Raw genomic sequence first — 24,738 nt, 5'->3', positions numbered from 1 at the left:
CCCCCGTTCAAATCCCCATCGAGGTGTTTCCCATGGCTGAAGGATACAAGGCTTACCGCGATAGGGTTCTGAACTTTCTGGAGGAGCACGAGAAGTGGAGGAGCCACACGATAAACCTCATCGCAAGTGAAAACGTGACCTCCCCCAGCGTCACCCGCGCCGTTAAGAGCGGGTTCATGCACAAATATGCGGAAGGTTGGCCGAGGCAGAGGTACTATCAGGGCTGTAAGTACGTTGACGAGGTCGAGCTGATTGGAGTAGAACTCTTCACCAAGCTCTTCGGGAGTGACTTCGCCGACCTAAGACCGATTTCCGGAACCAACGCCAACCAGGCAGCCTTCTTCGGACTCACCCAGCCGGGTGACAAGGCTATAGTCCTTCACACCAGCCACGGCGGGCACATAAGCCACATGCCCTTCGGTGCCGCCGGAATGCGCGGGCTTGAGGTTCACACCTGGCCATTCGACAACGATGAGTTCAACATTGACGTTGATAAAGCTGAAAAGCTCATCCGCGAGCTTGAGCCCAAGATAGTCGTATTCGGTGGCTCACTCTTCCCGTTCCCGCACCCTGTCAAGGAGCTTGCTCCGGTGGCCAAGGAGGTCGGCGCCTACGTTATGTACGATGCAGCGCACGTTCTCGGCCTCATCGCCGGAAAGCAGTTCCAGGATCCGCTCCGCGAAGGAGTTGACATAATCACCGCCTCAACCCACAAGACCTTCCCGGGACCGCAGGGCGGTGTCATAATCTACAAGAGGTTTGGAGAAACCGAGGAGATAGCCAAGCTCCAGTGGGCCATCTTCCCGGGAGTTCTCAGCAACCACCACCTGCACCACATGGCCGGAAAGGTGGTCACCGCCGCCGAGATGCTTGAGTACGGTGAGCGCTATGCTGCCCAGATAGTCAAGAACGCGAAGGCCCTGGCCGAGGCTATGGCGGAGGAGGGCTTCAAGGTCATCGGCGAGGACAAGGGCTACACCGAGAGCCACCAGGTTATAGTTGACGTTTCAGACCTCCACCCGGCGGCCGGTGGCTGGGCAGCACCGCTCCTTGAGGAGGCCGGCATAATCCTCAACAAGAACCTCCTGCCCTGGGACCCGCTTGAGAAGGTCAACGAGCCGAGCGGTCTCAGGATAGGCGTCCAGGAGATGACGAGGGTTGGAATGATGGAGGACGACATGAAGGAGATAGCCAGGTTCATCCGCCGCGTCCTCATCGACAAGGAGGATCCGAAGAAGGTCGAGCGCGACGTCTTCTACTTCAGGCAGAACTTCCAGAGGGTCTACTACTCCTTCGACTATGGCCTGCCGCTCAGGGAGTGAATCTCCAACTATCCTCTTTTTTATCGGTTACTTTTCAAGCTGAAACTTGATATCTCGGGACTGGAACAACACGCTCCGCTTTCTCACCAAAATTGAAAAAATACTGCTGGAGCATGTTTTAGAAAAGGTTATAAGCAGCCCTTTCCAGCCAATTAAGGCGGTGTTGGTCTTCCAATGATGGGTGTGTTGTGTATGACGCCGCCCGTTCAAATAAGAAGCTAAAATAAGCTGGATACAATCACTTCCACTCATTTTGAAGCGTTAGCAACCGTTAAGAAGGTCGGAGTCAACTTTTCTATGGGGAATGGCCATGAGGAAGATAGTTCCCGTCCTGCTTATACTCCTGCTGGTTCCGGCTGGATACTACATGACATTGAGCGACGAAGAGAGCACCGGAAAGCAGAACCTCCAAAACGACAACGGGGTTTCCTTGGAGCTCGACAAAGTCACTTACTCTCCCGGTGACACCATGGTCATCACGCTCATCAACAACGCCAGTACTAACGCCACCGCCAGCTACCACTTCAAGCTCTACAAGCTGGAGGGGAAGGCGTGGAAGGAAGTCCCTGTGAACCTCATGTTCATAGAGATCGCCGTCGTAATAGAGCCCGGGAAGAGCTGGGAGCAGAAGGTGGACCTCTCACGGCTCAACCTCGAACCGGGGCACTACAAGATAGTCAAGGAGGTCTACCTTGAGGGCACGACGGTTAAGGCAGAGGCTGAGTTCGATATCAGGGAATAGTGAAAAGCACTTCAGGGGACTAGTGATGAGGATCAAAGTTTTCCTGGGCCTTTTTATATTCTTCATTGGTATCACGGTCGCCCTCTACGCCGGACTTGGTGCCAACATGGAAAGTTCCCCCGGAGAGGCGAGGGCCATTCTTGAACTTGATAAAACCGTTTACAAACCCGGTGAGGACCTCATCCTGACTATAAGGAACACGGGGAGCGAGACGCTCCTCGTGGGTGCTTCTTACAGACTCTACCATCTGGAGGAGGGCAAATGGAAGGAGATTGAACTCGGATTCACATTTACGGGAATCGGATACTCCATAGAGCCCAGAAAGAACTGGAGTCAGGCTGTTCAGCTTGCGGTTCTGAGGAGCGGGGAGCTCGAACCACTGCCACCGGGAAGATACCGCATAGAGAAGACCGTCATCATAGACAGGGGGCGCTGCGGGAGCAGAAGCGACGAGATAAGGCTCTCTTCCGGGTTTGAGGTGGTCGGATGAAGTGGAAGAGGAGCGCCGGAATTGTCGTCCTGGTGATCCTCATCTGGGGCTTGACCGGGCCACACTTCATGATAAGCCTCGATAAGCGCACGTATTCAGTCGGAGAAGAGGCGGAGCTGACGATAAGGAACGTCGGCCTAACGCCCATCTACTTCGGCTAGGGCTACCTCATCTACCGGTGGGAGAACGGGAGCTGGGTTGAAATGAAAACTCCATTTTTCTTTATAGCGAGGCTCTACGACCTCCCGCCGTTCCACTCCTGGAAGGAGAATGTTACCCTGAAATATCTGTCGGAAAACGAATCCCCCGGAGAACCCCGTCCCTACCCTGACCTTCCTCCCGGCAGGTACAGGCTCGTTAAGGAAATCTGCGGTCTGCCTCTCGGCTGCACGAACGCGAGTGTGGAGTTTGAAATTCTTGGCTAACTTTGGCAAAACTTTTTATTCTCCTGCCACATACCGAACCCTCGGCTAAAGGGGTGAGAAAGATGAAGTTCTGTCCAAAGTGCGGTAACCTGATGCTCCCGGATCGGAAAAGGAAGGTCTGGGTTTGTCGCTCATGTGGCCACGAAGAGCCGTTTGATGAACAGAGGGACCGGGAGAAGACCGTTATAAAACAGAAGGTCGAACACAAGCCCGACGAGGGCATCATTGTCGTCGAGCAGGACGTCAAGACGCTCCCAACGACGAAAGTTACCTGCCCCAAGTGCGGCAACGATACAGCTTACTGGTGGGAGATGCAGACAAGGGCCGGCGACGAGCCGAGCACGATATTCTACAGGTGCACCAAGTGCGGCCAAGTCTGGAGGTCCTACGAGTGAACGAACTGGAACGTGAAACCCTCAGAAAGCTCGCGGAGAAGGCCCTGAAGGAGCTTGAGGAAGCTTATAAAAGGATACCCGACACCGACAACGGAAAAGCTTATTTATTCCGCGGCAAAGAAAGGGTTAGGCTGATGCTCGATATATTAAAGGAGGGATAAAGATGCCGTTCGAGATAGTTTTTGATGGCGCCAAGGATTTCGCCGATCTTATTGCAACTGCAAGCAACCTCATTGACGAAGCCGCCTTCAAGATAACAGAGGAAGGAATCTCGATGAGGGCCATGGACCCGAGCAGGGTCGTTCTCATTGACCTCAACCTGCCCGAGAGCATCTTCTCCAAGTACGAGGTCGAGGAAGAGGAAACCATAGGAATCAACATGGATCACTTCAAGAAGATACTCAAGCGCGGCAAGAACAAGGACACTCTCATCCTCAGGAAGGGTGACGAGAACTTCCTTGAGGTTACCTTTGAGGGAACCGCCAAGAGAACCTTCAAGCTCCCGCTTATCGAGGTTGAAGAGCTTGAGCTTGACCTTCCTGAGCTTCCGTTCACAGCCAAGGTTGTCGTCCTCGGCGAGGTTCTCAAGGAGGCCGTTAAGGATGCCTCCCTCGTCAGCGACGCCCTTAAGTTCATCGCCACCGAGAACGAGTTCACCATGAAGGCCGAGGGAGAAACGAATGAGGTCGAAATAAAGCTTACCCTTGAGGATGAAGGCCTGCTCGACCTTGAGGTCGAGGAAGAAACGAAGAGTGCCTATGGAATAAGTTATTTGGCCGACATGATAAAGGGCATCGGCAAGGCCGATGAGGTTATAATACGCTTCGGAAACGAGATGCCCCTCCAGATGGAGTACCCGATAAGGGACGAGGGCAAGCTGATATTCCTCCTCGCTCCTCGCGTTGAGGACTGATTTCTTTTTCTCTCAATTTCCTAGGCTGGTGGGAGCGTGGACATCGTCAAGCTCAGGGAACTGCTTGAGGCGGAGCTTTCCTCCCAGGAACTGACCGAACTAGACGGGGAGTTCTACCGCGAGTTCGACAGTCTTATCAAGGCCCTCAAGCTCAGCGCCGAGAGCTCCCGTGAGAGGGGCGAGGATGTCGAGGAGAGGCTTTATCTCGCCCAGCTGAGCATAGCAGAAAAGCTCATGCGCGAGATAATCAAAATCAGGCTCCATAAAATCGTTGACCTCGCCGTCGAGGGAGTTCCCTACGGAATGACCGAGGAGGAGAGACGGATTTTCACCGTATTGAGGGCCTTCATAGAGCGTGAAGAGCTGCCGGAAGTTCCGGAAGAGGTCGCTGAAGTTCAGGAAGAGGTCCAAGAGGTAGACTCCTTCAGGAAGAAGGCTCCCAAGGAAGCGTACATAATCAAAGTGGACCTGCCCAGGATACTCGACCCGGAGCTTAAGGAGTACGGCCCCTTCCGGGCCGGAGACCTCGTTATTATTCCGAGAAGCATTGGAAAGGTTCTTGTGGAGAGGGAAGCCGCAGAAAGGATAAGGATTGCCCCATAAGAGTTTTTAAAAGACCTTTATTGAGAAGTCCTATACAATATGCATGCCTTCCAGTTGTGAAAAGACAATTGCTATTGAATTCTGAATATCACTATGAGTAGCTTTTTCGGATTTGTCTCATTCTACACTCTGTTAGAGAATTTCCTCAGCTCTCTTGTCCTCAAAGAGTCCTGGCAGCTGCTTCGCCTTATCATTTACAATGATTTTCTGACCCAAAGGCCAGAAAGTAGTAACGGGCTTTCTTGGACTTGTCATTTCATACCCCCACACGTGCCTCAGGAAGGCGTGAAGCAGTCCGCTTTTCTCGGTTCCCTTTTGTTATTTCTTTTTAGTTTAACCGGTTCAATGTTTTCTGCTTAAGATTTTTTTGAGATACTGCACGTCCTCCTCCAATCCAAGCAATTCCCCTTTGGTTATGATAAAAGGCCATTCGCATCCGTTCTTTTCCAACTGCTTATTTATGCGCTCCAAACTTTCCATTAGGAACTTTAGAAACCCTTCGGACAAGTTAAGAACATCAAGAACAAAATCTTTAGTTAGTATCTCCAGTTGGCCATGGACAAGGCTGCCACATTTGAAGTGAATCCTTAAATGATTTTCCACTGGCCTGAAGGAAAAGACGCAGTCCCGGAGCATTAAGTTGGCCGAGTGTATCTTTATCTTTCCCGCAACGACGTCTTCTATGGGAATTTCATCCGCTTTATAAAAGCCCGCCTCAACAGCCATGTCCCTCCAGAAGAGGAAAGAATCTCTTTCAACCTCCTCACATTTCCCTTCCCCAAGGAGGCAGATGCTCAGCCTGACAAGATCTCTAACCAGCCCAAACAAATCCCCGAAAACTCCTCCCTGTTGAGGGGTAACCAAGACATCTCCGATTTTTAGTGAAACCTTAAATGGGTACCTGCAATTTACTCCGGTTTCAGGCAGATGTGCAACAATTTCAAAGAACCTGCCCCTTAGTTGCAGCTCCATAATCTCACCCCAAATTTGTCTTTTCCGAGTAGATAGATTTTAGAGTCGTGAGGAGACTTTTGTATCTGACGAGGTCTTTTTCTGTGATAATCCACTCCTCGCATCCAGACGATATCAGGAACTTGTCAATGTCCTCCACGTTTGAAAGTAAGTAGTTCCAGAAGCTTTCTGCCATATCTATTATGTCCTCAGCAAATTCCCTAAATGGAAGTCGGAGAACTTTCTCAACTGGAACAACGACTTCAATGTCTCCAACTGTCTGGTGTTCATTTATCTCATAATACACAGCGAGGATTCTGTTTTCAAGGGTGAATAAATAATAATTGCGACCGATTCTTACACAGTAAGCAGTACAAAGGATTTCTTTACGTCCAGAGAGGAAGTGTTCACATTCCATCTCTGCAGGAGGGTTGAAACATTTTGCACAGTACGGATTAAGGGACATCCTTGGGCTGAACAGACAGAGAGTAGCCTGCATAAGCTCAGTAACTATTTCGAGGCCGCATTCATCAGATTCTATGTGGTTCCCAATAACCTCCCCAAACAATGGCTCACCATCAACCGTAATAACTGAAAAAAAGCCAAAAAAGCACTCGGGCAAGAGCCCGAGGGGAGGTGGTCCAACTTCCACCTTCAGGTGCTTTCCAGAAAATCTGAACTTCGGGAAGGACATTGAGATCACCTCATGGACGACGTATCCACTTACCATTCTTGTATATCCATACTGCACTTCCACTCTCTGGCCAGAATGTAATAAGTTTATATGTGCTTCCACTTCTCTTAAAGACTAAGGTTATTTCAGTTATTCCTGGGAGGTTAGACGGCTTGGTTAAAATAATTGTACCTGGGCGAGATTCCATGCTGGGCCTCAGCAGGTCCTTATATTGCCTTGTTAGTCGTACAATCTCGTTGTGCAGTTCCTCCGGAGACTGTATTGTCTTAGGGAGTTTCATGATTTTCTTCTGACCGTTAACATAGTACACTATCTCTTGTCCCATTGGGAAGAACGATGTCTCTCTTTTATAGTCCATCCCATAGCCATGTACATGCCTTAGCCAGCCGTGAATCAGGCCATATCTCTCATTGCCCCTCTCTATGATGATAGTGTACCCGTAAGAGTTCTTTATGGGGGATGTTGATTTTGCAAACCTCTCAACCCCTTCCTTGACTCCTTTTATTGTCGCCCCGCGCTTAACGGCCTCTTCAACTGCCTCCGTTGAAACTCCAGTCCTGACGAGGTCGTCGAGGGCCTTCGCGGCATCATCACCGTGCTTGACGATGTCATCGAAGATGTGGGTGAACCTTTCAACGACTTCGTCGGCATGGTTTATTATTTTGGCCTTCCTGAGAATCCTGTAAATATCATCCGTCACTCCGAATTTCTTGCCGAGTTTTGAGACGAGTTTTAATTCCTCGTCACCTGGAACTGCAACGCCAACGATGAAAAGTGTCCCCTGAACCTTACATTCCATTGAATCCGTGCCGTAATCTCTGCACGTCTTGTAAGTATCATAAGCATCCCATATCGTTAGCCCGATAACTATTAACGCACCTATAGCCTGAAAGAATTGAGGCCTTATCTCTCCCTTCTGTGCTGGATAGGTTACCGTGTAGCCGGTTGGGAAGAATCTCGGCGTGGATTCCGGTGTTAGCCTTACCCATGAACTCATGAAGATGCCGTTTCCGGAGGTGATGCGCAGTTTAACGTAAATCGGTTCTCTGACGTTGAGGAAGACCGCCACCTTCTTGCCCCAGGGCTTCAGCCGGCCAAGGCTGACGCGCTCGGTGATTCTCTCCCCATCCTTGCTGATGAGGACCGTTCCGTAGCCAGTCAAACAGTTCGGTGGAACATTCCAGGTAACGATCGCAATGTTGCCGCTTTGCTCAACGCCGTCGAGGCGGATTGGATACGCTCCCGAACTCGTCCCCAGGACGGGAAGCCCGGACCACGGCAGGGAGAGAGCCGCGGCTTCGGGCAGCGTCAACACGAGCAGGAGAATTAAAGCTCCAACCATCCGGCGGTTCAACCTTACCACCCCAGAAAGTTTTCAATCATGGACAAATAATCCAGACTTAAAAGAATTTCGTAAATCCAAAGTTGAAAACAAAAGTAAAAATATACACTGACTCAACGTTTCGCATTAGGGGACGAGAGCAAAGGTTTTTATATCTCACACAGTCCATCTTTAGGGGAGCATAATGCCCTTCTCCGTCTGTATGAGGGACTGCTACGACACCTGCTCGATGGTGGCCGAAGTCAAAAACGGAAGACTCACGGTTAGAGGGAACCCCAAACACCCGATAACTGCCGGTTTCCTCTGCCCAAAGGGGGCGCTTCTGCCGAGGTGGTTTCACGCAAAAGACCGCATTAAAAATCCGCTCATAAGAACCGGCGAACGCGGGAGCGGTGAGTTTCGGGAAACTGACTGGGATGAGGCAATCGGCCTTGTTGCCAGAAAGCTGAGGGAAGCCATCGAGGAGTACGGGAGCGAGAGCGTCCTGGTTTATCAGTACGCCGGGGACAGAGGTGTGGTCAACTACGCCTTCCCGCTGAGACTCTTCCACTACCTTAACACGGCTATGCTCGACTACGGCATATGCGACAGAGCAGGGCAAGAAGCGTTAAGGGACATTTACGGAACTGCAATCGGCATGGACCCCGAGGAGCTCAAAAACCAGAGGCTAATCGTTTACTGGGGGATAAACGCCTTCTGGACGAACCTTCACGGCTTTGCCCTGGCGAAGAGGCACAACCTCGAAATATGGACGGTTGACGTCGTCAGAACGGAAACGGCCAAACGTTCCGACAGGTTCTTCCAGATAAAGCCAGACACCGACGTACTCTTTGCCCTGGGAGTCGCGAAGGTCATAATCGAGGAAGGGCTCCATGATGAGGCCTTCGTCCGCGAGAATGTTTATGGTTTTAAAGAATTCAAGAATTATGTAAAAACATTATCGCTTGATTATGTAAGCAGAGAGACAGGGATAAGCATTGAAGAGATAGAGGACTTCGCGAGGGAATTCACGGACAAGAAGGGGGTAATTCACATAGGCTACGGCTTTCAAAGGTCGTTGGCCGGTGGGGAAGCGGTCAGGGCGATAGCAATCCTCCCGGCATTGGTGGGCCATCGCTTCGGCTTCATCTACGATATGAAGACGATAGATAAGAGCTACGCCGAGGGAGCCTTTTTGCGAACCAAACCCGCCAAGAGAATCCCTCAGATGAAGCTGGCCGAGTATATCGAAAGGGGAGAGATAAAGTTCCTCTACCTCTACAACTCCAACCCCCTCGCGAGCCTGCCGAACCAGAACCGGCTGAGGAAGGCTTTGAGAGAAAGCGACGTATTCGTGGTTACACATGACATCTTTCTGACTGATACAGCCCTTTATTCCGATGTGGTTCTGCCCGCAAACACATTCTTTGAGCGCCTTGACATAGCGGACAGCTACTACCACCGCTACGTTGCACTTAACGAGCCCGTTGCGAGGCTTTACGGCAAGAGTAACAGCGAGGTAACGAGGCTTTTGGCAGAGGCCCTCGGGATAAAGGAGCCCCACCTTTACGAGAGCGACGAGGAGGTTATCAGAAAAGTCCTCGAAATCAACGGTCTGAACTGGGAGGAGTTGAAAAGGAATGGCTTCGTCAAAGTCCCGGAAAAGCCGAGAAAATGGGAGACACCGAGCGGGAAGATCGAGTTCCTCTCCCAGCGCGCCGTTGAGCGCGGTCTGGATCCGTTCCCCAAGTACCGGAAGCTGAGAGGGAAGTACCCGCTGAGACTTTTAACACCAACCCATAGGATGATGATAACGAGCCAGTACCATAACACCTACGGCATGGTTGACCCAAGTCTCTACATCAACCCTTCCGACGCTACCGAGAGAGGAATCAAGGACGACGACGCCGTTGAGGTCTTCAACGGAAACGGCAGAATACGGACGAGGGCAAGGCTCAGCGATGACGTTCCACCCGGAGTCGTTCTGCTCTACAAGGCGTTCTGGGTTAAAATTCTCGGATGGAACGCCAACTTTCTGACGGCCGATAAAACCGTCGAAAAATACGGAAACGCTTCGGCATATCATTCAACGTGGGTGGATGTGAGGAGAATCTGAACAATAACTCCCCCACACGGTTGATTTTTGACAAACTCTTTTTGAATTTTAGTTACAAAATAACAATAAATTGATGAAACCCCTCGATACTCGTTCGGGACACCTATTATAGTCTTCGAATATCTGCCAATATTTTCATGTTAAACAAACCAAAAAATTTATATATTCGAACCCGATTGGTTTATACTGAAGACGATACAGAAAAAGGAAGAGGTGATGGGAGATGGTCGTCATAGGAGAAAAGTTCCCGGAGGTTGAGGTCAAGACCACCCACGGAGTGATAAAGCTGCCGGAGTACTTCACCGAGAAGGGCAAGTGGTTCATGCTGTTCAGCCACCCGGCCGACTTCACCCCGGTCTGTACCACCGAGTTCTACGCCCTCCAGAAGAGGGTCGACCAGTTCAGGGAGCTCGGCGTCGAGCCGATAGGGCTCAGCGTTGACCAGGTCTTCAGCCACCTGAAGTGGATGGAGTGGATAAAGGAGAACCTCGGCGAGGAAATAACCTTCCCGGTCATAGCGGACGACCGCGGCGACCTCGCCGAGAAGCTCGGCATGATCCCGAGCGGTGCAACGATAACCGCGAGGGCCGTCTTCATAGTCGACGACAAGGGGATAATAAGGGCCATAGTCTACTACCCGGCCGAGGTCGGCAGGGACTGGGACGAGATACTCAGGCTCGTCAAGGCCCTCAAGACCAGCACTGAGAAGGGCGTTGCCCTGCCGCACAAGTGGCCCAACAACGAGCTCATCGGCGACCGCGCCATCGTCCCGCCCGCGGCCAGTGTTGAGGACATCAAGGCCAGGGAAGAGGCCAAGGCCAAGGGCGAGATCGAGTGCTACGACTGGTGGTTCTGCCACAAGAAGCTTGAGTGAGCTTCTTCTCTTTTCCTAGCTACCCTTTTCATCTTCTCACAAAGTAAAAAGGGCTAAAGCACCCTTCTCCTGAAGAGCACCACCAACGGAACGAGCCAGACCAGGTGAACGGCCACCGCCACCGGAAAGTCGCCGTAGTCGCTTCTCAGGACGCCCTCAAAGACCCTGTACGTCCAGTACGTTGGCAGGAAGGCCGTGAGCACGCTCCAGTCCGTTGAGAGATCCCTCCAGAGGACAACGAGCTTTACCGCCACCGGCAGGATCAGGAGCCAGCCGATGACCTTGGACACCGTGAGTGCCTGCATCCGTGAGTCGGCGAAGACGGTGATGATTAATCCGTAAATCCAGACCTCCAGCAGGAAGAGAACCACCAGAGCTAAAACTCCCTTCCAGGGAATTTCCAGGCCCAGGATGCCCGGTGCTATTACCGAAAAGACCGCGGTCACCAGCGAAACCCATGTAAGACGGTAAACCAGAAACGCCTCGCTGGAAATCGGTATGACTTGTAAAGCCTGAACCGTCTTCTCCTCCTTCTCGTCGGCCATCATGAAGCCCGGGATCATACCGAATATCATGGGAATGAATATCAGGACGAAGAGGGCTATACCGTAGTAGAATCCACCCATGCGGTCTTTGAAGTAGCGGACGACGAGGAGGAGAATCAGCGTCATGGCAACGCTGTAGAGGAGCATCGGGTCCCTGCGGAGCAGTTTGAGGTCAGTCTTGTAAATGGCGGCAAATTTTCGCACAAAGCTCATCTCAACCCCTCCACCGCATACCTGTAAAAGCGGATTCTAGCGAGGTTGTATGCCACGCCACTCCAGATTATCAGGGTCAACGCTGACCACAGCAGGGTATTCGTTGAGATTTCTTCGAAGGGCGCCTTGAAGAAGTAGAGCGCCGGATAGCTCGGGATAAGGTAGAGAACCCTCCACACTCCACCGGTTAAGTAGCCGTAGTGGTGGAGGAACGGCAGGAGTGAGACCACCATGACCCCAAGGACGGGGACGAAGTAGTCATCTAAATCGCGATATTTGGCGGAGACCGCTATTCCAAGGAGGGTGTAAACGGCCGAGAGCAGGAGCGTGCCGGCTAAGACATAGGGAAGACCGCTGAGGGAGCGGGTGCCAAGGCCGAATATTATCGCGCCGGCAACGAGTGAAAGGGCCATCATAGAGAGCGTCTTGGCGATGATGTAATCCCTCCAGTCGATGGGGGTAACGGCCAACGCCCCTATCACTCCGTCCTTCTTCTCCGCGAATATCTCCGTTCCGACAAAGGCAAACCCCACCATGCCCGGCTCAAGGATCAGGAAGAGCGGAACTGCCTTGGATAGGTATTCCTCCGGAAGAACCGCGAGCATGATGCCATAAGCCAGGGCCACGAGCAGGTAAACCGGGTGAACGTAGCTCCTCATGCCCAGCTTGACGTCCAGGGTCAGGAGTCCCTTCATACGAGCCTCCTCCCTGTCACCTTGAGGAATATCTCCTCCAGCGTTGGTTCCTCGGTGTTTATTCTCACGACCTCGTAGTTTCTTAGGATGTCAAGGAACTCCTCGTTCTGACTTATTCCTTCGAGCGGGAACTCAGCGGTCCTCACGTCGCCGCTGGCCACGTACTCGACTTTTATGACCCGCTTGCCCATCCTCACCTTCAGCTCGCCCGGATTTCCAACGAGGGCTATCTTTCCGTCCACAATGAAGGCAACCCGGTCGCAGAGTTCATCAGCGACGTACATGTTGTGAGTGGTCAGGAAGACGGTCTTCCCGCTTTCACGCATCTCAAGGAGCAGATCCTTTATCCTCCTCGCGCTCGCCGGGTCGAGGCCTTCGAGGGGCTCGTCAAGGAAGAGGATTTCCGGATCCGGGAGCAGAGCCCTCGCCAGATCGAGCTTCTTCTTCATTCCCTTGGAGAAGCCGGAGACGAGCTTATCCGCCTCGCTTTCAAGCCCGACAACCTTGAGGACTTCTAGAGGATCGAGGTGCTTTCTGTAAAAGCTCGCAAAGAACTCAAGGTTTTCCAGGGCGGTGAGCTTTGAATAGACTGCCGGAAACTCGAAGGAGACGCCGATTCTGTTGTAATAATCCTTCCCCCATTCCCTGAGGTCCTTTCCGAAGACCCTCACGGTGCCCCTGTAGTCCTTGATAATCTTCACCAGAATTTTTACCGTCGTGGTCTTTCCCGCCCCGTTCGGCCCGAGAAAGCCGTAGATTTCGCCCCCCTCAACGGAGAAGCTCAGTCCATCAACGCCCCTGACTTCGCCGTAGTACTTCCTAACGTTCTCAACCTCAATGACGGGCATGGTTTCACCAGCTAAAGATATGTGTTTGGGATAGTTATAGGTAACCCCGCACATGTGCGGTTATTTGAGAGACTCATCGAGGAGCCTCTTCAGCCCCTTTCTCAGGTGCTCCTTCACCGTTGAGGGGCTGAGGTTCAGCATCTCCGCCAGCTCCCGCAAAGTGACCTTCCGGGGCTCGTCGAAGTAGCCGCTCTTGTAGGCGAGAAGAAGAACCTCTGCCTGTCTCTTGATCAGCTTTGCAATGGGGGCTTTTCTCCGGTTCGGCATCCTCAACGCTGATCACCCTCGCACCGTAGGTTTCCCGGAAGGTTCTCACGACCTCCCCCACGAGTTCCTCCTCGCAGAGGACCGAGAGAACACTCTCACCCCCGACAAAGGTTCCACTCTCAAAAACGACCAGTCCTTTCTTCTGGAGTTCAAAAAGCCTTTCCGCCTGCTCCCTCCGGGGGCCAAGAGAGACTCGCAGGTATATGAGGTAGTGCTCGTTGCGAGGGAAGGCCTTGACGTCCTTCGTTTGCGGAAGCGATTTCAGCCGCTCAAGTATCTCCCAGGGGTTTACGCCATCTTTGAACTTGACCTCCACCAGCTTAACGACGTCGGTGTCTATGGTAAAGTAAGTGTCTCCGTAGGCCCAGTCTATCGCCTCAGGAAGCCACTCAAGACCTCCAAAGAGCTCCTCTCTGTAGGGTATTGCAATCTTCAGGCGCTTCATGTTCGAATATCGTCCCCGTGAATTATTAGCCTTCCGGCTAAAAAGGAAAAACCTTCAGCCTCCAACGCACTTTATAAAGGCGTCCCACATCTTGAACGGCCCGAGGAAGCAGGTAACGTAGCAGTTGCAGTCGAACTTAATGTCGGCGCATTCGAGGGCGCTGCAGATTGTACTTGGGTCGGCGGGATCAAGGCCATCCAAAGGCGACAGACAGGGATGTATGCTTCCCCAGCCAGGCTTTGGAAGGCTGTTTTCCAGGTCATCGGCATAGCTGTTTATCGCCGCCCCTCCAACGACGGAATTCGTTTCGGGCATTGGCGGCCAGGGAATTATACAGTCAAAGCGCTCTATCGCCGCCCATACGAGGTGGAAGTAGTAGTTGAAAACAACCGCAGGCCCAAAGTTCTTGCTCTGGAGACAGCAGAGCTTGCACGCCTCACCTTCGACGGCACCGACCATCGCCGCCTTAAGCTTGCAGACGTCGCACCGGCCGGAATCGAGCTCTTCCGTAGCCCCGCTCCCCATCGGTCCAGTCGGGTACGTCCCTGAGTGCATCGAACTGAGCGTGACGCTTCCAATCGAAGCCGAGAAACCAGCGTAGCCGGGGCCGTTGGTCAGCGTCGCGTTTACTCCCGGGAAGAAGGGAACTACCAAGGTCCTGTTTTCGGCCATAGCCACCTCAAACCTCGTCTCCGCACCTCCAGACAGAAGTCTAATCTCGTGAAGCCCGTAATCGATGGGAACCTCAAGCATGCCCGTCGAGTTCGTCCTTCCGGCGCTCTCGCCATCAACTATTACCGTGACGTTTGAGGCGTAGAAGCCGGGGGGCATGACCACGACGAGGGAGAGCGTTAGGGGCTTTTCTTCTCCAGCCTCTCCCGGAGCCTTTGAGACGGTGAAGTACAGCGCGGCAAGGATCAGCGCGGTTATCAGGAGTGCATAGCCCTTCCGCTCCTTTCTTCCAATCAGCACCGCGCCGGCAACTCCGATTGGAACGGCGAATATGAGAAGGGCGATACTCCAGTGGTTGGGCTCCCCTTCCTTCTCCACTGGGGTTGTCTCGGTCTCCGTGGCGTTCGCAACGAAGAACGAGAAGTACCCCTTCCCGTCCGTCCATACTGTTCTACCGGACACGTTTACGGACACTCCCGGATGACTGGCCATCCCGTAGATTACCGTCCCGCCCTCAACTTTCAGAGACCGGCTCCAGACGAGCCCCGGTCTCAGGTCGCTCACCACGGTGGTCGTGTTCATGTAAACGTCTTCGCCGTCGAAGTAAACGGCCGTAAGGTTGTACCGTCCCGCGAGGAACGTTGCGTTCCAGACTATTTCCTCGCCCCACCTCACGAGCTTTTCGTTGACGTAGAGAAAAACGGGGGCTGTGAATATCTCTTCGGGGGTTACCCACGCCCTGACGGTTCCGTTCTCGTAGAGGAGATGAACCTTCGGGCGGAGTTCATCTATGAGAACCAGGGTCCCGGGCTGCCCGACGTAACCGCCGCCGAAATCGTGGGTCTCATCGACGTCGTAGAGTACGATGCCGTCAAGGTGTTCCTTGTTTACGTCAACGTATTCGGGCCTTATCTCCCTCTCCTCCCTGGTGGCGTTCTTCACCCCCGTTGGCGACCCCAGAGAGACCGTGTTAAAGGAATGTACTTCAGACTTTAGCGTGGCGTTGAGCGTCCAGAGAACGCCTGAAGGGTCTGTCAAAGCCAAAAATCCCCTTGAATCCATCAGGAGGATCCTGTTTCCAAAGGCCTTCACGTGCAGGGGCCTCTCACCCAGCTCCTTGAAGAAGAAGCTACCGTTCTCGGGGGAGAACCTCACCAGTCCAACCGCGTCACCCTCCATTATGGCCGCATACAGAAGACCGTCGTGGCCAAGGACGATGCCGTCCGGTATGAGAGAGGAATAGTCAGACGGAAACCGCCAGAGGTGGAAGGTTCCGTTCTCCGGCTGGAGAATGCCTATGCCGCCGCGGGGGCTCTCTTTCAGCTCGGCGGTGAAGTATATCCCCTCTGGAGTGGCGTAGGTGTCGTAAACCTTCACAATTCCGGCGGATGAGAGGTCGTAGAAGACGAGGTCGTTTCCAGTTAGAACTCCTATCCCACCGCTCTCGTTGATTTTTCCGGCGTAGTACGCCCTCCCGGGAACGGCAAAGACGTGGACGAACGATACCCCCGGATAGTCCCAGATGTAAACGACGTCTCCCTGAGGATCTAGAACAGCCGGCGGGCCGAGGTTCGCGGAAACGTACACTCTGTCGCTCACTGACATACCGTTTACCATGAACGGCAGGCGCCAGAAGATGAAGTGCGTCTCGTTGGTCTTCAGGCCGACCCTTCCGTCAAAATCAGTGAAATAAAGCCCGTCCGGGGAGAGCCTCGGATGGAGTACCGCACCTCCGATCCACCAAACGGCAACCTTTGAGGAAGATACTGCTGGGAGCGAAAGGAGTATGATGAAGAGCAACCCAAGGATGGGCTTGCCAGCGGACATGTTCCCACCGTCCCGTATTTAAGACACTTCTACTTTGAAATTTATATGGATTTTTGTTTGAACTTTGTCAATTTCATCAGGCCAGGAGGTTTCTTCGAGTTCATAAGGTCACCAAAAGCCTAATGTATGAAAAAGACATCATAGATTGCGGTGATGAGCATGAGGATCGAGTTACCTGCTCCCAAGCGCGAGGGGAGGATGAGCCTGGAAGAGGCAATAGACAGGAGAAAGAGCATAAGGAGGTACAAGGACGAGCCCCTGAACATTGAAGAGGTCTCTCAGGTGCTCTGGGCGGCTTACGGAATCAACAGATGGGGGAAAAGAACATCGCCGAGCGCCGGGGCGTGCTATCCCTTTGAAGTTTACGTCGTTGTTGAAAACGTTGAGGGCCTCTCCCCGGGAATCTACCGGTACGACGGAAAGGCCCACGCGCTGGAAAAGGTAATGGAAGGACACTTCAGAAAGGTCCTTGCAGAGACATGCTTTGGTCAAAGGTGCGTTGCCACGGCTCCCCTAAACATCGTCATCGTGGCACACTACGAGAGGACCACGAGGCGGTACGGCGAGCGCGGAGTGAGATACGTCCACATTGATGCCGGCCACGTGGGGCAGAACATCTACCTCCAGGCCACTGCCCTGAACCTGGGCACCGTTGCGGTCGGAGCCTTCAGGGACGATGAGGTAAAAAAGGTGCTGGATGTTCCGGGCGAACCACTCTACATCTTCCCGCTCGGGATTCCGGGGGAGTAGTCAGAGTCTTTTAAGTTCTTCAAACCTTATGAGAACCTCCTCCTTCCTCCGTATGAGGTTCTGCCTGGCTACCTCTTCCCCATCCTTAAGGTAGACCAGTGTCGGGACGTTGAGGACGTCAAAGCGGTTCACGAGGTCGTTCCATTCCTCGGCGTTGATGTGGACGACCGTTATCTCCGGGAACTCCGCACTGAGCTCTTCCATGAAGCTCTCAACTATCCTGCACGGGGGACAGCCCGGGATGGAGAACCACAGCATGACTTTTCCGTCCTTGAAGTTAAACTTTCCGTCATACTCAACTATCAATCTCCTCACCTCCGGGAAATAAAAATGAAAGGGCTCAGATTCTGGCCCTCTTCAGGAGGAGTGAGTTGCTCACGACGCTGACACTGCTTATCGCCATCGCTCCGGCCGCCCACTCCGGCCTGAAGATTATGCCGAACAGCGGGTAGAGGGCTCCAGCGGCTATTGGGATGAGGATTATGTTGTATATCATCGCCCAGAAGAAGTTCTGCTTTATCTTAGATAGGGTTTTCTGGCTGAGCTTTATTGCCTTGACAACGTCCCTTATGTCGTTCCTCATGAGCACTATCTCACCGCTCTCCATGGCTATGTCCGTTCCAGAGCTTACGGCTATTCCAATATCTGCCTGCGCCAGTGCCGGAGCGTCGTTTATGCCGTCACCCACGAAGATGACGACCTCGCCCTTCTCTTGGAGCTTCTTCACCTCGTTGGCCTTGTCCCCCGGGAGCACCTCAGCAAGGACGTAGTCTATGTTGAGTTGCCGCGCTATCGCGTTTGCAGTTCTCCTGTTGTCGCCCGTTATCATGCCGACCTTCTTGCCCATCCTGTGGAGCTCCTCGATGGCCTCCTTCGCGTTCTCCTTTATCGTATCGGCTATGCCGATTACCCCCACTATTTTGCCGTCTACGGCGACGGTTATGGCGGTCTTTGCCTCGTCTTCAAGTTTGTGGAGCGCATCCTCCACACCCTTTACCGAGTAGCCGTTTTCAGTCATGAGCTTCCTGTTGCCGGCCAGGATTTCCTTTCCTCCAACGACTGCCCTGACACCCTTGCCCGTTATGGCCTCGAACTCCTCCGGTTCTTCAAGCTCAAGGCCGAGCTCCTGGGCCTTCTTCACGATGGCCTCTCCAAGCGGGTGCTCGGAGCGCTTCTCAGCGGAGGCAACGAGCCTTATAAGCTCCTTTTCGTCCATTCCAAAGGTTATTACATCGGTCACTTCAGGCTTGCCCTTTGTGAGCGTTCCAGTCTTGTCAAAGAGCACAACCGTTGCCTTCCTCGCTATCTCAAGCACCTCACCGTTTTTGATGAGTATGCCCATCTCAGCCCCCTTGCCCATTCCGACGGTTAGAGCCGTTGGAGTTGCTAAGCCGAAGGCACACGGGCAGGCTATGACGAGGACGCTGATCAGTGTCGTGAAGGCGAAGATGAGCGGCTCCTTGGCTATAAAGGCCCAGTAGACAAAAGATGCCAGTGCAACCGTCAGCACTACCGGGATGAAGTAGGTCACTATTTTGTCCGCTATCCTCTGGATTGGAGGCCTTGTGTTCTGAGCCTCCTCAACGAGCTTGATGATCTGCGCCAGAACGGTGTCGCCACCGACCCTCTTTGCCTCGATCTTGAGCACGGAGTTCCTGTTTATGGTTCCGCCTATGACCTCGTCCCCCTCCTTTTTGAGGTTGGGTATGGGCTCACCGGTTATCATGGACTCGTCGACGTAGCTCTCCCCTTCGATTACCACACCGTCAACCGGTATCTTTTCACCGGGCTTCACTATCACGATGTCGCCGACCTTGACCTGGCTGACCGGAACCTCTATCTCCTTCCCGTCCCTTATGACCGTCGCCTTCTTCGCCTGCAGACCCATGAGCTTCTTGATGGCCTCACTTGTTCTTCCCTTCGCCATGTGCTCAAGGTACCTGCCCAGCAGCAGGAACGCCAGCAGGAGCACGCTTGCCTCGTAGAAGTTGTATTCCGCCGGGAGAACGCCGATGGTTGCCAGCACGCTGGCTATGTATGCTGAACCGACGCCCATAGAGTACATGACGTCCATGTTGAGCGTTTTGTGCCTCACCGAGCGGATAGCTTTGAGGAAGATGTCCTTCCCGGAGTAGACTATGACCGGGGTCGCCAGCAGGAACTGTATCCAGAGCATGTAAGGTATCTCGAAGTCCAGTCCAAGGAGCCAGCGGTATGTCATGAACGTTATGATGCCGCCAAAGAACCACGCCACCACGAGCTTCTTTTTCATTTCCCTGAGGTGCCTTTCCCTCGCTTCCCTCTCTATGTCAATGCTCTCCTCGCCCTCAACGCCGAGGAACTGGTAGCCGAACTCCTCGATGGTCTTCTTTATGTCGTCCATATCAACCATGGTCGGGTCGTAGGTAACGTTTGCCGTCTCAGTCGCCAGGTTAACCCTGACGTCCAGAACGCCGGGGAGCTCCTTGAGGGCCATCTCTATCGTCCTGACGCACGAGGCGCAGGTCATACCGCCGATTTTAATGACCGCGTTCCTCTTCTCCCTGACAACGCCGTAGCCAACGCTTTCGATGGCTCTGATTATGCTGGATATACTCACCCTCGATTCGTCGAATTTTACGTAGGCGCTTTCGGTCGCCAGATTTACTCTGGCGTCCTTTACGCCGTCGAGCTCTTTAAGTGCCAGTTCTATCGTTTTGGCACATGATGCACAGCTCATTCCGGTAATCTTAATATTCACTTCCACCGGAGTTCACCTCCAATAAATGCTTCATTAGTGAATTCATGAAGTTATTTTTTGCCAAAGTGGAAAGAGCAATAGGAGGATTTTTATAGTTTGGAAGAGATAAAACGTACCGGTGAGGGGAATGAGGATAGATGACCTTGATCTGAAGCTCATTTACCTGCTGATGGACAATTCGCGCCTGAGCATATCGGAGCTTGCCGAAAGACTCGGTGTCAGCAGGCCGACGGTGAAATCCCGCCTTGAAAAGCTTGAGAAGGAAGGGGTAATCCTTGGATATACCGTAAAGCTGAACCCGGAGCTGCTCAGGGCTCACAACGTCGTTGCACTCATAGTCAAGACGGACAGTCCGGAAAAGATGAGCGAGTTTGAGGAGATAATAGAGATAAACCGCTTCACCAGCAGGAAGTACCTCATAAAGATCGCCGTTGAGGACATGGAGGAGCTGAGGAAGGTCATAGAGGGTGCCGGATTCGAGGTCATCGAGATAATGCCCGTCCTTGAGAGCATTGAGAGAACCACTCCCCCGAAGGTCAAGATACCCTTCAAGTGCGACTACTGCGGTAAGGAGATAGTGGGAGAGCCGATAGTCTACAAGTACCACAACAGGGTTTACTTCCTCTGCTGTCCAACGTGCCTGAGGGAGTTCAAAAAGACCCGGGAGAACATAGAAAAGCTCAAGCTAAAGGAAGAGGACAAAATAGAGCACGCTCACGAGCACGAGCACCACGCCCATAACTAGGTCTCCCCTCCCGCTTACCGAGGAGAGCCTGTCCACGGCCCTTCCAAGTCTCGCGTACCTGTTCCCATAGTGGAAGCCCAGGGTAACGAGGGCAAAGGGGAGCACGGATATTCCAATGAACACCACGAGCAGCGCCGCCGTGATTCCCGGGGGATACTGGCCGGAAAGCAGGGAGCTCACCAGTAGGTAAGAGGGGAGCACGCAGGACAGAGAGAGAAACGCCATCACACCCCCAACAACAAAGGCTGCCGGCGGGGAGGTGGCCTTTTCAAGAACCTGGTTGCTCTTTTCCCTAAGAGGGCTGGAGAGGGGTATCCTCACGTAGCCAAGGGATGAGGCTATCTTGTAAACCCCCACGGTTATTCCAAAGGCGACCACAAAGTATCTAAGCAGGGGTATCTTGGTGTGAAGGTTCATGAGGGCAACGGCTATTATCGAGTACCCAAGAAACGCGCCGACGGTGAACGCTAGGCCGACCCTCAAAACCCTCTTCTCGTCCGTCAGCGCTATCATCGACAGGAGAAACACTATCATCAGGAATATTGACGGCCGGAGGGCGTTGAGGATTCCGAGGGCGATTATTGAGAATGTAACTCCGGTGAACTCCGTCACCTGGCTCAGGGAGTCCAGCGGTATATCCGCGGCGGTCATCAGGATTGCGTCCGAAACCGGCATATGCTTCACCTAGTGTTCCATGGATGGTGCCCCAAGGCGCACGATCTCCACGGATGAAGTTGAATTCATTGATATATTAACCTTATCCCCCCTCGCGAGGCACGGGACTTCTATGGGGTGGGTGTATCTGACCTTGAGAACCTCACCGTGTGCGTCTATTATCGCAGTGCAGGTGAGCCTTGTGCCGGTTTGATCCGGAGTGCAGTTGGTATCCGCCAGAACCACGGCGTTTGTGGAATTCAGGGGCCGTCCTTCAACAAGGACGCCGTGAAAAACGTCCTGTCTTTTTTCATGGCCGACCGTGGAATAGTATGCCGCGGCCAGGAGAACGGACAGCAGAACCACGAGAAGACCCATCGCGTACTGCTTCATCTTTCTCCCCTACCAAAAACGGGTAAAGGTGAAAGAATGGGAGAGGACTCACTCATTGTCCTCATCTATGCCCATGTACTTCTCGCAGGTCTCGTGCATCTCCTGCCAGTTCCCGCCCATGTACTGGGTCATGTACTCCTCCATGAGGGGCTCCATCTCATCGTGCATCTCGGTGAAGTTGCCGCTGGCCATGTACTCCTCCATCTGCGCGTACATCTCGTCGTCCATCATGCCGTGCATGCCGTAGCCCATCATGCCGCCATGCATACCATAGCCACCCATGGGTCCGAAGCCCCAGCGGCTTCCGGTTCTCTCCGCTATATCGAATCCTCCAGTGTGAGCCATCCCGAGGGGAACGGCTATGAGCGCTCCGATGAGGAGCCCGATAAACAGGGACTTCCACTCCATTTCGCATCACCTCTTCATTTTGCTTCCATCTGTACATTGAGGCCGAAGGAATAATAGGCTTACCATTGACATAATGTGAAAGGACATCCCCAAATCTTTCAGGGATGAAAGGATAAGGCCAATCAAATGTTTTCATGAGGGTAACTTGATGAATACCTCAAAAATAGCCAGCAGGTATGATAGGTTTTCAAAGGTCTACGACCTCTTTGAAAGTCCAATGGAAAGGAGGACGTTTTCAAAGTACCGCGCCAGGGCCCTTTCTCTGGCAGAAGGGAAAGTGCTTGAGATAGGCGTCGGAACCGGAAAGAACCTCCCCTATTATCCCCAAAACGTCGAGGTCACTGCCATAGACTTCAGCAGGGGCATGCTTGAAAAGGCGGAGAAAAGGAGAAGAGAACTCGGCCTGAAAAACGTCAGGCTCCTGCATATGGACGTCCAGAACCTTGAATTTGAAGAGGACACATTTGACACTGTCGTTAGCACCTTCGTCTTCTGCACAGTGCCTGACCCGATAAAGGGGCTGAAAGAGGCGTATCGGGTGCTGAAACCCGGAGGGAAAGCCATATTCCTTGAGCACATGAAGAGCAGGTCAAAGCTTCTCAACCTCCCCCTCTACATGATGGAGCCGTTTATGAAGACCATGCTGGGCACATCCATGATCAGGGAGACCCAGGACAACATCAAAAAAGCGGGTTTTAAAGTGGAAAGGGTGGAAAATCTCTTCTTTGATATTGTAAAGCTTATAATTGCAACAAAGCCCCCCGGGTGATCAAGATGATAGCGAGGAAAAACCTGTTCCACGATAGGGGCAGACTGGTGATAAGCGTGGGCGGGGTAGCCCTTTCGGTGACCCTTGTCATAATACTCCTCGGAGTGTACTACGGCATGACGACCCTCGGCACGAACTACATCGTGCATACCGACGCCGACCTCTGGGTGGGGCAGGAGGGCATCCACGACCTGTGGCACACATATTCCCTCCTGCCCAGGGGGCTCGCAGGAGACATAGAGAGCGTGGAGGGTGTTAAGAGCGTCCACGAGCTCATAGGAAGGGCGGTCCAAATAGAGGTCCCAACGAGCGGGGCGAAAAAGACGGTCTACATAGCCGGCTTTGACCCCACCAGCGGGGTCGGCGGCCCATGGGACATAGTCAGGGGCACGGGTGAGATAAAGAGGGGTGAAGCCGTGGTGGACCAGGTGTTTTTCACAAGGAACAGGCTGAAGCTCGGCCAGACACTTAAGATTGGAGACAAGGAGCTGAGGATAGTCGGGGTCTCAAAGGGGACTTTCGCGGTTGTTTACCCGTATATTTTCGTTACCACCGAGGATGCCGCCGAGATTTTTGGGACGACTCAGTACGTGAACTACTACCTCGTCCAGCTTTCCGGCGACAGACCCGCCGCCGATGTGGCGAAGGAAATCACGGACAGGCTGAAGGAGAAGAGGGTATCCGTGGAGATACTGACGAAGGAGAGGTTCATACAGAACCACAAGGATGTCATAAACGAGAGCTTCAACTCCATACTCTTCCCGCTGGTGTTCATAGGATTTATAATCGGAGCGGCGGTCATAGGGCTCACACTCTACACAATGACGGTTGAGAAGATGAGGGAGTACGCGATACTGAAGGCAATTGGGGCGCAGAACAGCTTCTTGAGGAGGATAGTCTTTGAGCAGGCGGCCATAATAACCCTGCTCGGTTTTGTCGCAGGCATCGGCCTCTCCCTGCTCGCCACCCTCTTTGTACCCAGGTTCGCCCCGGAGTTCTTCGTGGAGATGAACCCCACAACAGTGGGCATAACCTTCGCAGCGGTTCTGCTCATGGGGCTGACCGCGCCGCTGATCCCGATAAGGAGGCTCAACAAAGTTGACCCGGTGGTGGTCTTCAATGCCTGAGGCCATTTTACGGGCAACCAACCTGACCAAGGTCTACGGTTCGGGCAGAACCGCGGTGAGGGCCGTCGATAACGTGTCCATTATCCTCAGGAGGGGAGAGGTGGTTCTCCTTATGGGGCCATCCGGTTCGGGGAAGACGACGCTCCTCACCATGCTCAGCGGACTTCTGAGGCCGAGCTCCGGGAGCATAAAACTGTACCCCCCTGAAAACCCCCGGAGGCCAATAGAGCTGAGGGGGCTCACCCAGGACGAGCTGGCGAGGCTCAGGCTTGAGAGGATGGGCTTCATATTCCAGCACTCCAACCTGCTGGAGGCGCTGACGGCGGTGGAGAACGTCATGGTGCCCCTGCTGATTAAGGGCGTAAAGAAGGAGGAGGCCATGAGGCGGGCAGAAGGTCTCCTGGAAGAGCTGGATATGGGGGACAGGCTCAACAGCAGGCCCTCAGAGCTTTCAGGGGGTGAACAGCAGAGGGTGGCCGTGGCGAGGGCCCTGATAACCGACCCGGACATCATAATAGCCGACGAGCCCACAGCAAACCTCGACTCAAAGAACGGAAAGGAGGTTATAAAGCTCATCCACGAAAGGGCTAAGAAAGACGGCAAGTGTGTGATTATAGCCACCCACGACCCGAGGATACTCGGCTTCGCGGACAGGATACTCTACATGGAGGACGGCAGGATATACCGGAAGGCCAGCCAGCAGGCCAAAAGGCTGTTGCTTTTTGAGGAGTAGCACCCAATGAGCTGTAAATTTCATTTCCCATTTCTGTCCAAAACTGTTTATTTCAAACTTC

Annotated in this window: 29 protein-coding genes; 16 read left to right on the top strand and 13 right to left on the bottom strand. The window is 53.2% G+C overall.

The genetic code is table 11. The features are described 5' to 3' along the window. Window positions 1-32: 32 nt before the first annotated feature. The 9 genes from glyA (at window position 33) to NUS69_RS02290 (ending at window position 4,890) form a co-directional block, all read left to right on the top strand. The gene (glyA, locus tag NUS69_RS02330) at window positions 33-1,322 is read left to right on the top strand and encodes a serine hydroxymethyltransferase (protein WP_258084256.1); all 1,290 of its coding nucleotides are present in this window, start codon (window positions 33-35) and stop codon (window positions 1,320-1,322) included. 310 nt (window positions 1,323-1,632) lie between these two features. Continuing rightward, window positions 1,633-2,064, top strand: a complete 432-nt coding sequence (locus tag NUS69_RS02325) for an immunoglobulin-like domain-containing protein (protein ID WP_258084255.1) — start codon at window positions 1,633-1,635, stop codon at window positions 2,062-2,064. A gap of 25 nt (window positions 2,065-2,089) precedes the next feature. Continuing rightward, entirely contained in the window at window positions 2,090-2,554 is a 465-nt protein-coding gene (locus NUS69_RS02320) for an immunoglobulin-like domain-containing protein (protein WP_258084254.1), read from the top strand. Next, entirely contained in the window at window positions 2,551-2,715 is a 165-nt protein-coding gene (locus NUS69_RS02315; RefSeq protein WP_258084253.1) for a hypothetical protein, read from the top strand. The genes NUS69_RS02320 and NUS69_RS02315 overlap by 4 nt, the downstream gene beginning before the upstream one ends. Before the next feature lie 42 nt (window positions 2,716-2,757). Then, on the top strand, window positions 2,758-2,979 hold the full coding sequence (locus tag NUS69_RS02310; RefSeq protein WP_258084252.1) for a hypothetical protein: 222 nt from the start codon (window positions 2,758-2,760) through the stop codon (window positions 2,977-2,979). Window positions 2,980-3,041: 62 nt separating this feature from the next. After that, window positions 3,042-3,374, top strand: a complete 333-nt coding sequence (locus NUS69_RS02305) for a transcription factor S (protein WP_258084251.1) — start codon at window positions 3,042-3,044, stop codon at window positions 3,372-3,374. Continuing rightward, entirely contained in the window at window positions 3,371-3,535 is a 165-nt protein-coding gene (locus NUS69_RS02300) for a hypothetical protein (protein ID WP_162840163.1), read from the top strand. The genes NUS69_RS02305 and NUS69_RS02300 overlap by 4 nt, the downstream gene beginning before the upstream one ends. 2 nt (window positions 3,536-3,537) lie before the next feature. Further along, on the top strand, window positions 3,538-4,287 hold the full coding sequence (locus NUS69_RS02295) for a DNA polymerase sliding clamp (RefSeq protein ID WP_055429273.1): 750 nt from the start codon (window positions 3,538-3,540) through the stop codon (window positions 4,285-4,287). A 36-nt stretch (window positions 4,288-4,323) separates the two neighbouring features. Continuing rightward, on the top strand, window positions 4,324-4,890 hold the full coding sequence (locus NUS69_RS02290) for a DNA replication complex subunit Gins51 (protein ID WP_258084250.1): 567 nt from the start codon (window positions 4,324-4,326) through the stop codon (window positions 4,888-4,890). A 342-nt stretch (window positions 4,891-5,232) separates the two neighbouring features. Here NUS69_RS02290 and NUS69_RS02285 read toward each other — a convergent pair whose 3' ends face one another. The 3 genes from NUS69_RS02285 to NUS69_RS02275 are packed head-to-tail and all read right to left on the bottom strand — an operon-like array spanning window position 5,233 to window position 7,889. Then, complete coding sequence (locus tag NUS69_RS02285) at window positions 5,233-5,862, bottom strand: hypothetical protein (RefSeq protein WP_258084249.1); 630 nt, start codon at window positions 5,860-5,862, stop codon at window positions 5,233-5,235. A gap of 4 nt (window positions 5,863-5,866) precedes the next feature. Next, the gene (locus NUS69_RS02280) at window positions 5,867-6,535 is read right to left on the bottom strand and encodes a hypothetical protein (RefSeq protein WP_258084248.1); all 669 of its coding nucleotides are present in this window, start codon (window positions 6,533-6,535) and stop codon (window positions 5,867-5,869) included. Between the two features lie 10 nt (window positions 6,536-6,545). Next, the gene (locus NUS69_RS02275) at window positions 6,546-7,889 is read right to left on the bottom strand and encodes a hypothetical protein (protein WP_258084247.1); all 1,344 of its coding nucleotides are present in this window, start codon (window positions 7,887-7,889) and stop codon (window positions 6,546-6,548) included. Window positions 7,890-8,061: 172 nt separating this feature from the next. Here NUS69_RS02275 and NUS69_RS02270 point away from each other — a divergent pair, with 172 nt between their 5' ends. After that, complete coding sequence (locus NUS69_RS02270) at window positions 8,062-9,972, top strand: molybdopterin-dependent oxidoreductase (RefSeq protein ID WP_258084246.1); 1,911 nt, start codon at window positions 8,062-8,064, stop codon at window positions 9,970-9,972. A 223-nt stretch (window positions 9,973-10,195) separates the two neighbouring features. After that, entirely contained in the window at window positions 10,196-10,846 is a 651-nt protein-coding gene (locus NUS69_RS02265; protein ID WP_258084245.1) for a peroxiredoxin, read from the top strand. A gap of 53 nt (window positions 10,847-10,899) precedes the next feature. Here the strand turns inward: NUS69_RS02265 and NUS69_RS02260 are convergent, their stop codons facing one another. From NUS69_RS02260 to NUS69_RS02240, 5 genes are all read right to left on the bottom strand, one after another. Next, complete coding sequence (locus NUS69_RS02260; protein ID WP_258084244.1) at window positions 10,900-11,604, bottom strand: ABC transporter permease; 705 nt, start codon at window positions 11,602-11,604, stop codon at window positions 10,900-10,902. Beyond that, window positions 11,601-12,299, bottom strand: coding sequence for an ABC transporter permease (locus tag NUS69_RS02255; RefSeq protein WP_258084243.1), 699 nt, complete (start codon window positions 12,297-12,299; stop codon window positions 11,601-11,603). Before NUS69_RS02255 ends, NUS69_RS02260 begins: the two co-directional genes overlap by 4 nt. Next, complete coding sequence (locus NUS69_RS02250; RefSeq protein WP_258084242.1) at window positions 12,296-13,147, bottom strand: ABC transporter ATP-binding protein; 852 nt, start codon at window positions 13,145-13,147, stop codon at window positions 12,296-12,298. Before NUS69_RS02250 ends, NUS69_RS02255 begins: the two co-directional genes overlap by 4 nt. Before the next feature lie 60 nt (window positions 13,148-13,207). Further along, on the bottom strand, window positions 13,208-13,414 hold the full coding sequence (locus tag NUS69_RS02245; protein WP_258084886.1) for a helix-turn-helix domain-containing protein: 207 nt from the start codon (window positions 13,412-13,414) through the stop codon (window positions 13,208-13,210). A 499-nt stretch (window positions 13,415-13,913) separates the two neighbouring features. Continuing rightward, the gene (locus NUS69_RS02240) at window positions 13,914-16,358 is read right to left on the bottom strand and encodes an NHL repeat-containing protein (RefSeq protein ID WP_258084241.1); all 2,445 of its coding nucleotides are present in this window, start codon (window positions 16,356-16,358) and stop codon (window positions 13,914-13,916) included. A 159-nt stretch (window positions 16,359-16,517) separates the two neighbouring features. On the opposite strand from NUS69_RS02240, the gene NUS69_RS02235 reads away from it, so the two are divergent. Beyond that, the gene (locus NUS69_RS02235; RefSeq protein ID WP_258084885.1) at window positions 16,518-17,108 is read left to right on the top strand and encodes a SagB/ThcOx family dehydrogenase; all 591 of its coding nucleotides are present in this window, start codon (window positions 16,518-16,520) and stop codon (window positions 17,106-17,108) included. Here the strand turns inward: NUS69_RS02235 and NUS69_RS02230 are convergent, their stop codons facing one another. Continuing rightward, complete coding sequence (locus NUS69_RS02230; protein WP_258084240.1) at window positions 17,109-17,414, bottom strand: thioredoxin family protein; 306 nt, start codon at window positions 17,412-17,414, stop codon at window positions 17,109-17,111. It abuts the gene before it with no gap. Window positions 17,415-17,448: 34 nt separating this feature from the next. After that, on the bottom strand, window positions 17,449-19,854 hold the full coding sequence (locus tag NUS69_RS02225; RefSeq protein ID WP_258084239.1) for a heavy metal translocating P-type ATPase: 2,406 nt from the start codon (window positions 19,852-19,854) through the stop codon (window positions 17,449-17,451). Window positions 19,855-19,975: 121 nt separating this feature from the next. On the opposite strand from NUS69_RS02225, the gene NUS69_RS02220 reads away from it, so the two are divergent. Then, window positions 19,976-20,593: a TRASH domain-containing protein gene (locus tag NUS69_RS02220; protein ID WP_258084238.1), complete on the top strand. Its 618-nt coding sequence runs from the start codon at window positions 19,976-19,978 to the stop codon at window positions 20,591-20,593. On the opposite strand, the gene NUS69_RS02215 is transcribed toward NUS69_RS02220, so the two are convergent. Genes NUS69_RS02215 through NUS69_RS02205 form a run of 3 tightly spaced genes read right to left on the bottom strand, consistent with a single transcriptional unit; the run spans window position 20,534 to window position 22,048 of the window. Further along, window positions 20,534-21,268: a cytochrome C biogenesis protein gene (locus tag NUS69_RS02215; protein WP_258084237.1), complete on the bottom strand. Its 735-nt coding sequence runs from the start codon at window positions 21,266-21,268 to the stop codon at window positions 20,534-20,536. The genes NUS69_RS02220 and NUS69_RS02215 overlap by 60 nt on opposite strands. 9 nt (window positions 21,269-21,277) lie before the next feature. Continuing rightward, a complete protein-coding gene (locus NUS69_RS02210) occupies window positions 21,278-21,640 on the bottom strand; it encodes a hypothetical protein (protein ID WP_258084236.1) in 363 nt (120 codons plus the stop codon). Window positions 21,641-21,688: 48 nt separating this feature from the next. Then, entirely contained in the window at window positions 21,689-22,048 is a 360-nt protein-coding gene (locus NUS69_RS02205) for a hypothetical protein (RefSeq protein WP_258084235.1), read from the bottom strand. A 148-nt stretch (window positions 22,049-22,196) separates the two neighbouring features. On the opposite strand from NUS69_RS02205, the gene NUS69_RS02200 reads away from it, so the two are divergent. Genes NUS69_RS02200 through NUS69_RS02190 form a run of 3 tightly spaced genes read left to right on the top strand, consistent with a single transcriptional unit; the run spans window position 22,197 to window position 24,677 of the window. Continuing rightward, window positions 22,197-22,817 carry a class I SAM-dependent methyltransferase gene (locus tag NUS69_RS02200; RefSeq protein WP_258084234.1) on the top strand — a complete coding sequence of 207 codons (621 nt, stop codon included), beginning with the start codon at window positions 22,197-22,199 and terminating at the stop codon, window positions 22,815-22,817. 5 nt (window positions 22,818-22,822) lie between these two features. After that, window positions 22,823-23,944 carry an ABC transporter permease gene (locus NUS69_RS02195; RefSeq protein ID WP_258084233.1) on the top strand — a complete coding sequence of 374 codons (1,122 nt, stop codon included), beginning with the start codon at window positions 22,823-22,825 and terminating at the stop codon, window positions 23,942-23,944. Further along, complete coding sequence (locus tag NUS69_RS02190; RefSeq protein ID WP_258084232.1) at window positions 23,937-24,677, top strand: ABC transporter ATP-binding protein; 741 nt, start codon at window positions 23,937-23,939, stop codon at window positions 24,675-24,677. Before NUS69_RS02195 ends, NUS69_RS02190 begins: the two co-directional genes overlap by 8 nt. Window positions 24,678-24,738 lie beyond the last annotated feature (61 nt).

This window comes from Thermococcus thermotolerans, assembly GCF_024707485.1.
Taxonomy (GTDB): domain Archaea; phylum Methanobacteriota_B; class Thermococci; order Thermococcales; family Thermococcaceae; genus Thermococcus; species Thermococcus thermotolerans.
Note: the sequence above shows the minus strand (reverse complement) of the source record. Positions and strands in the feature narration are given on the sequence as shown.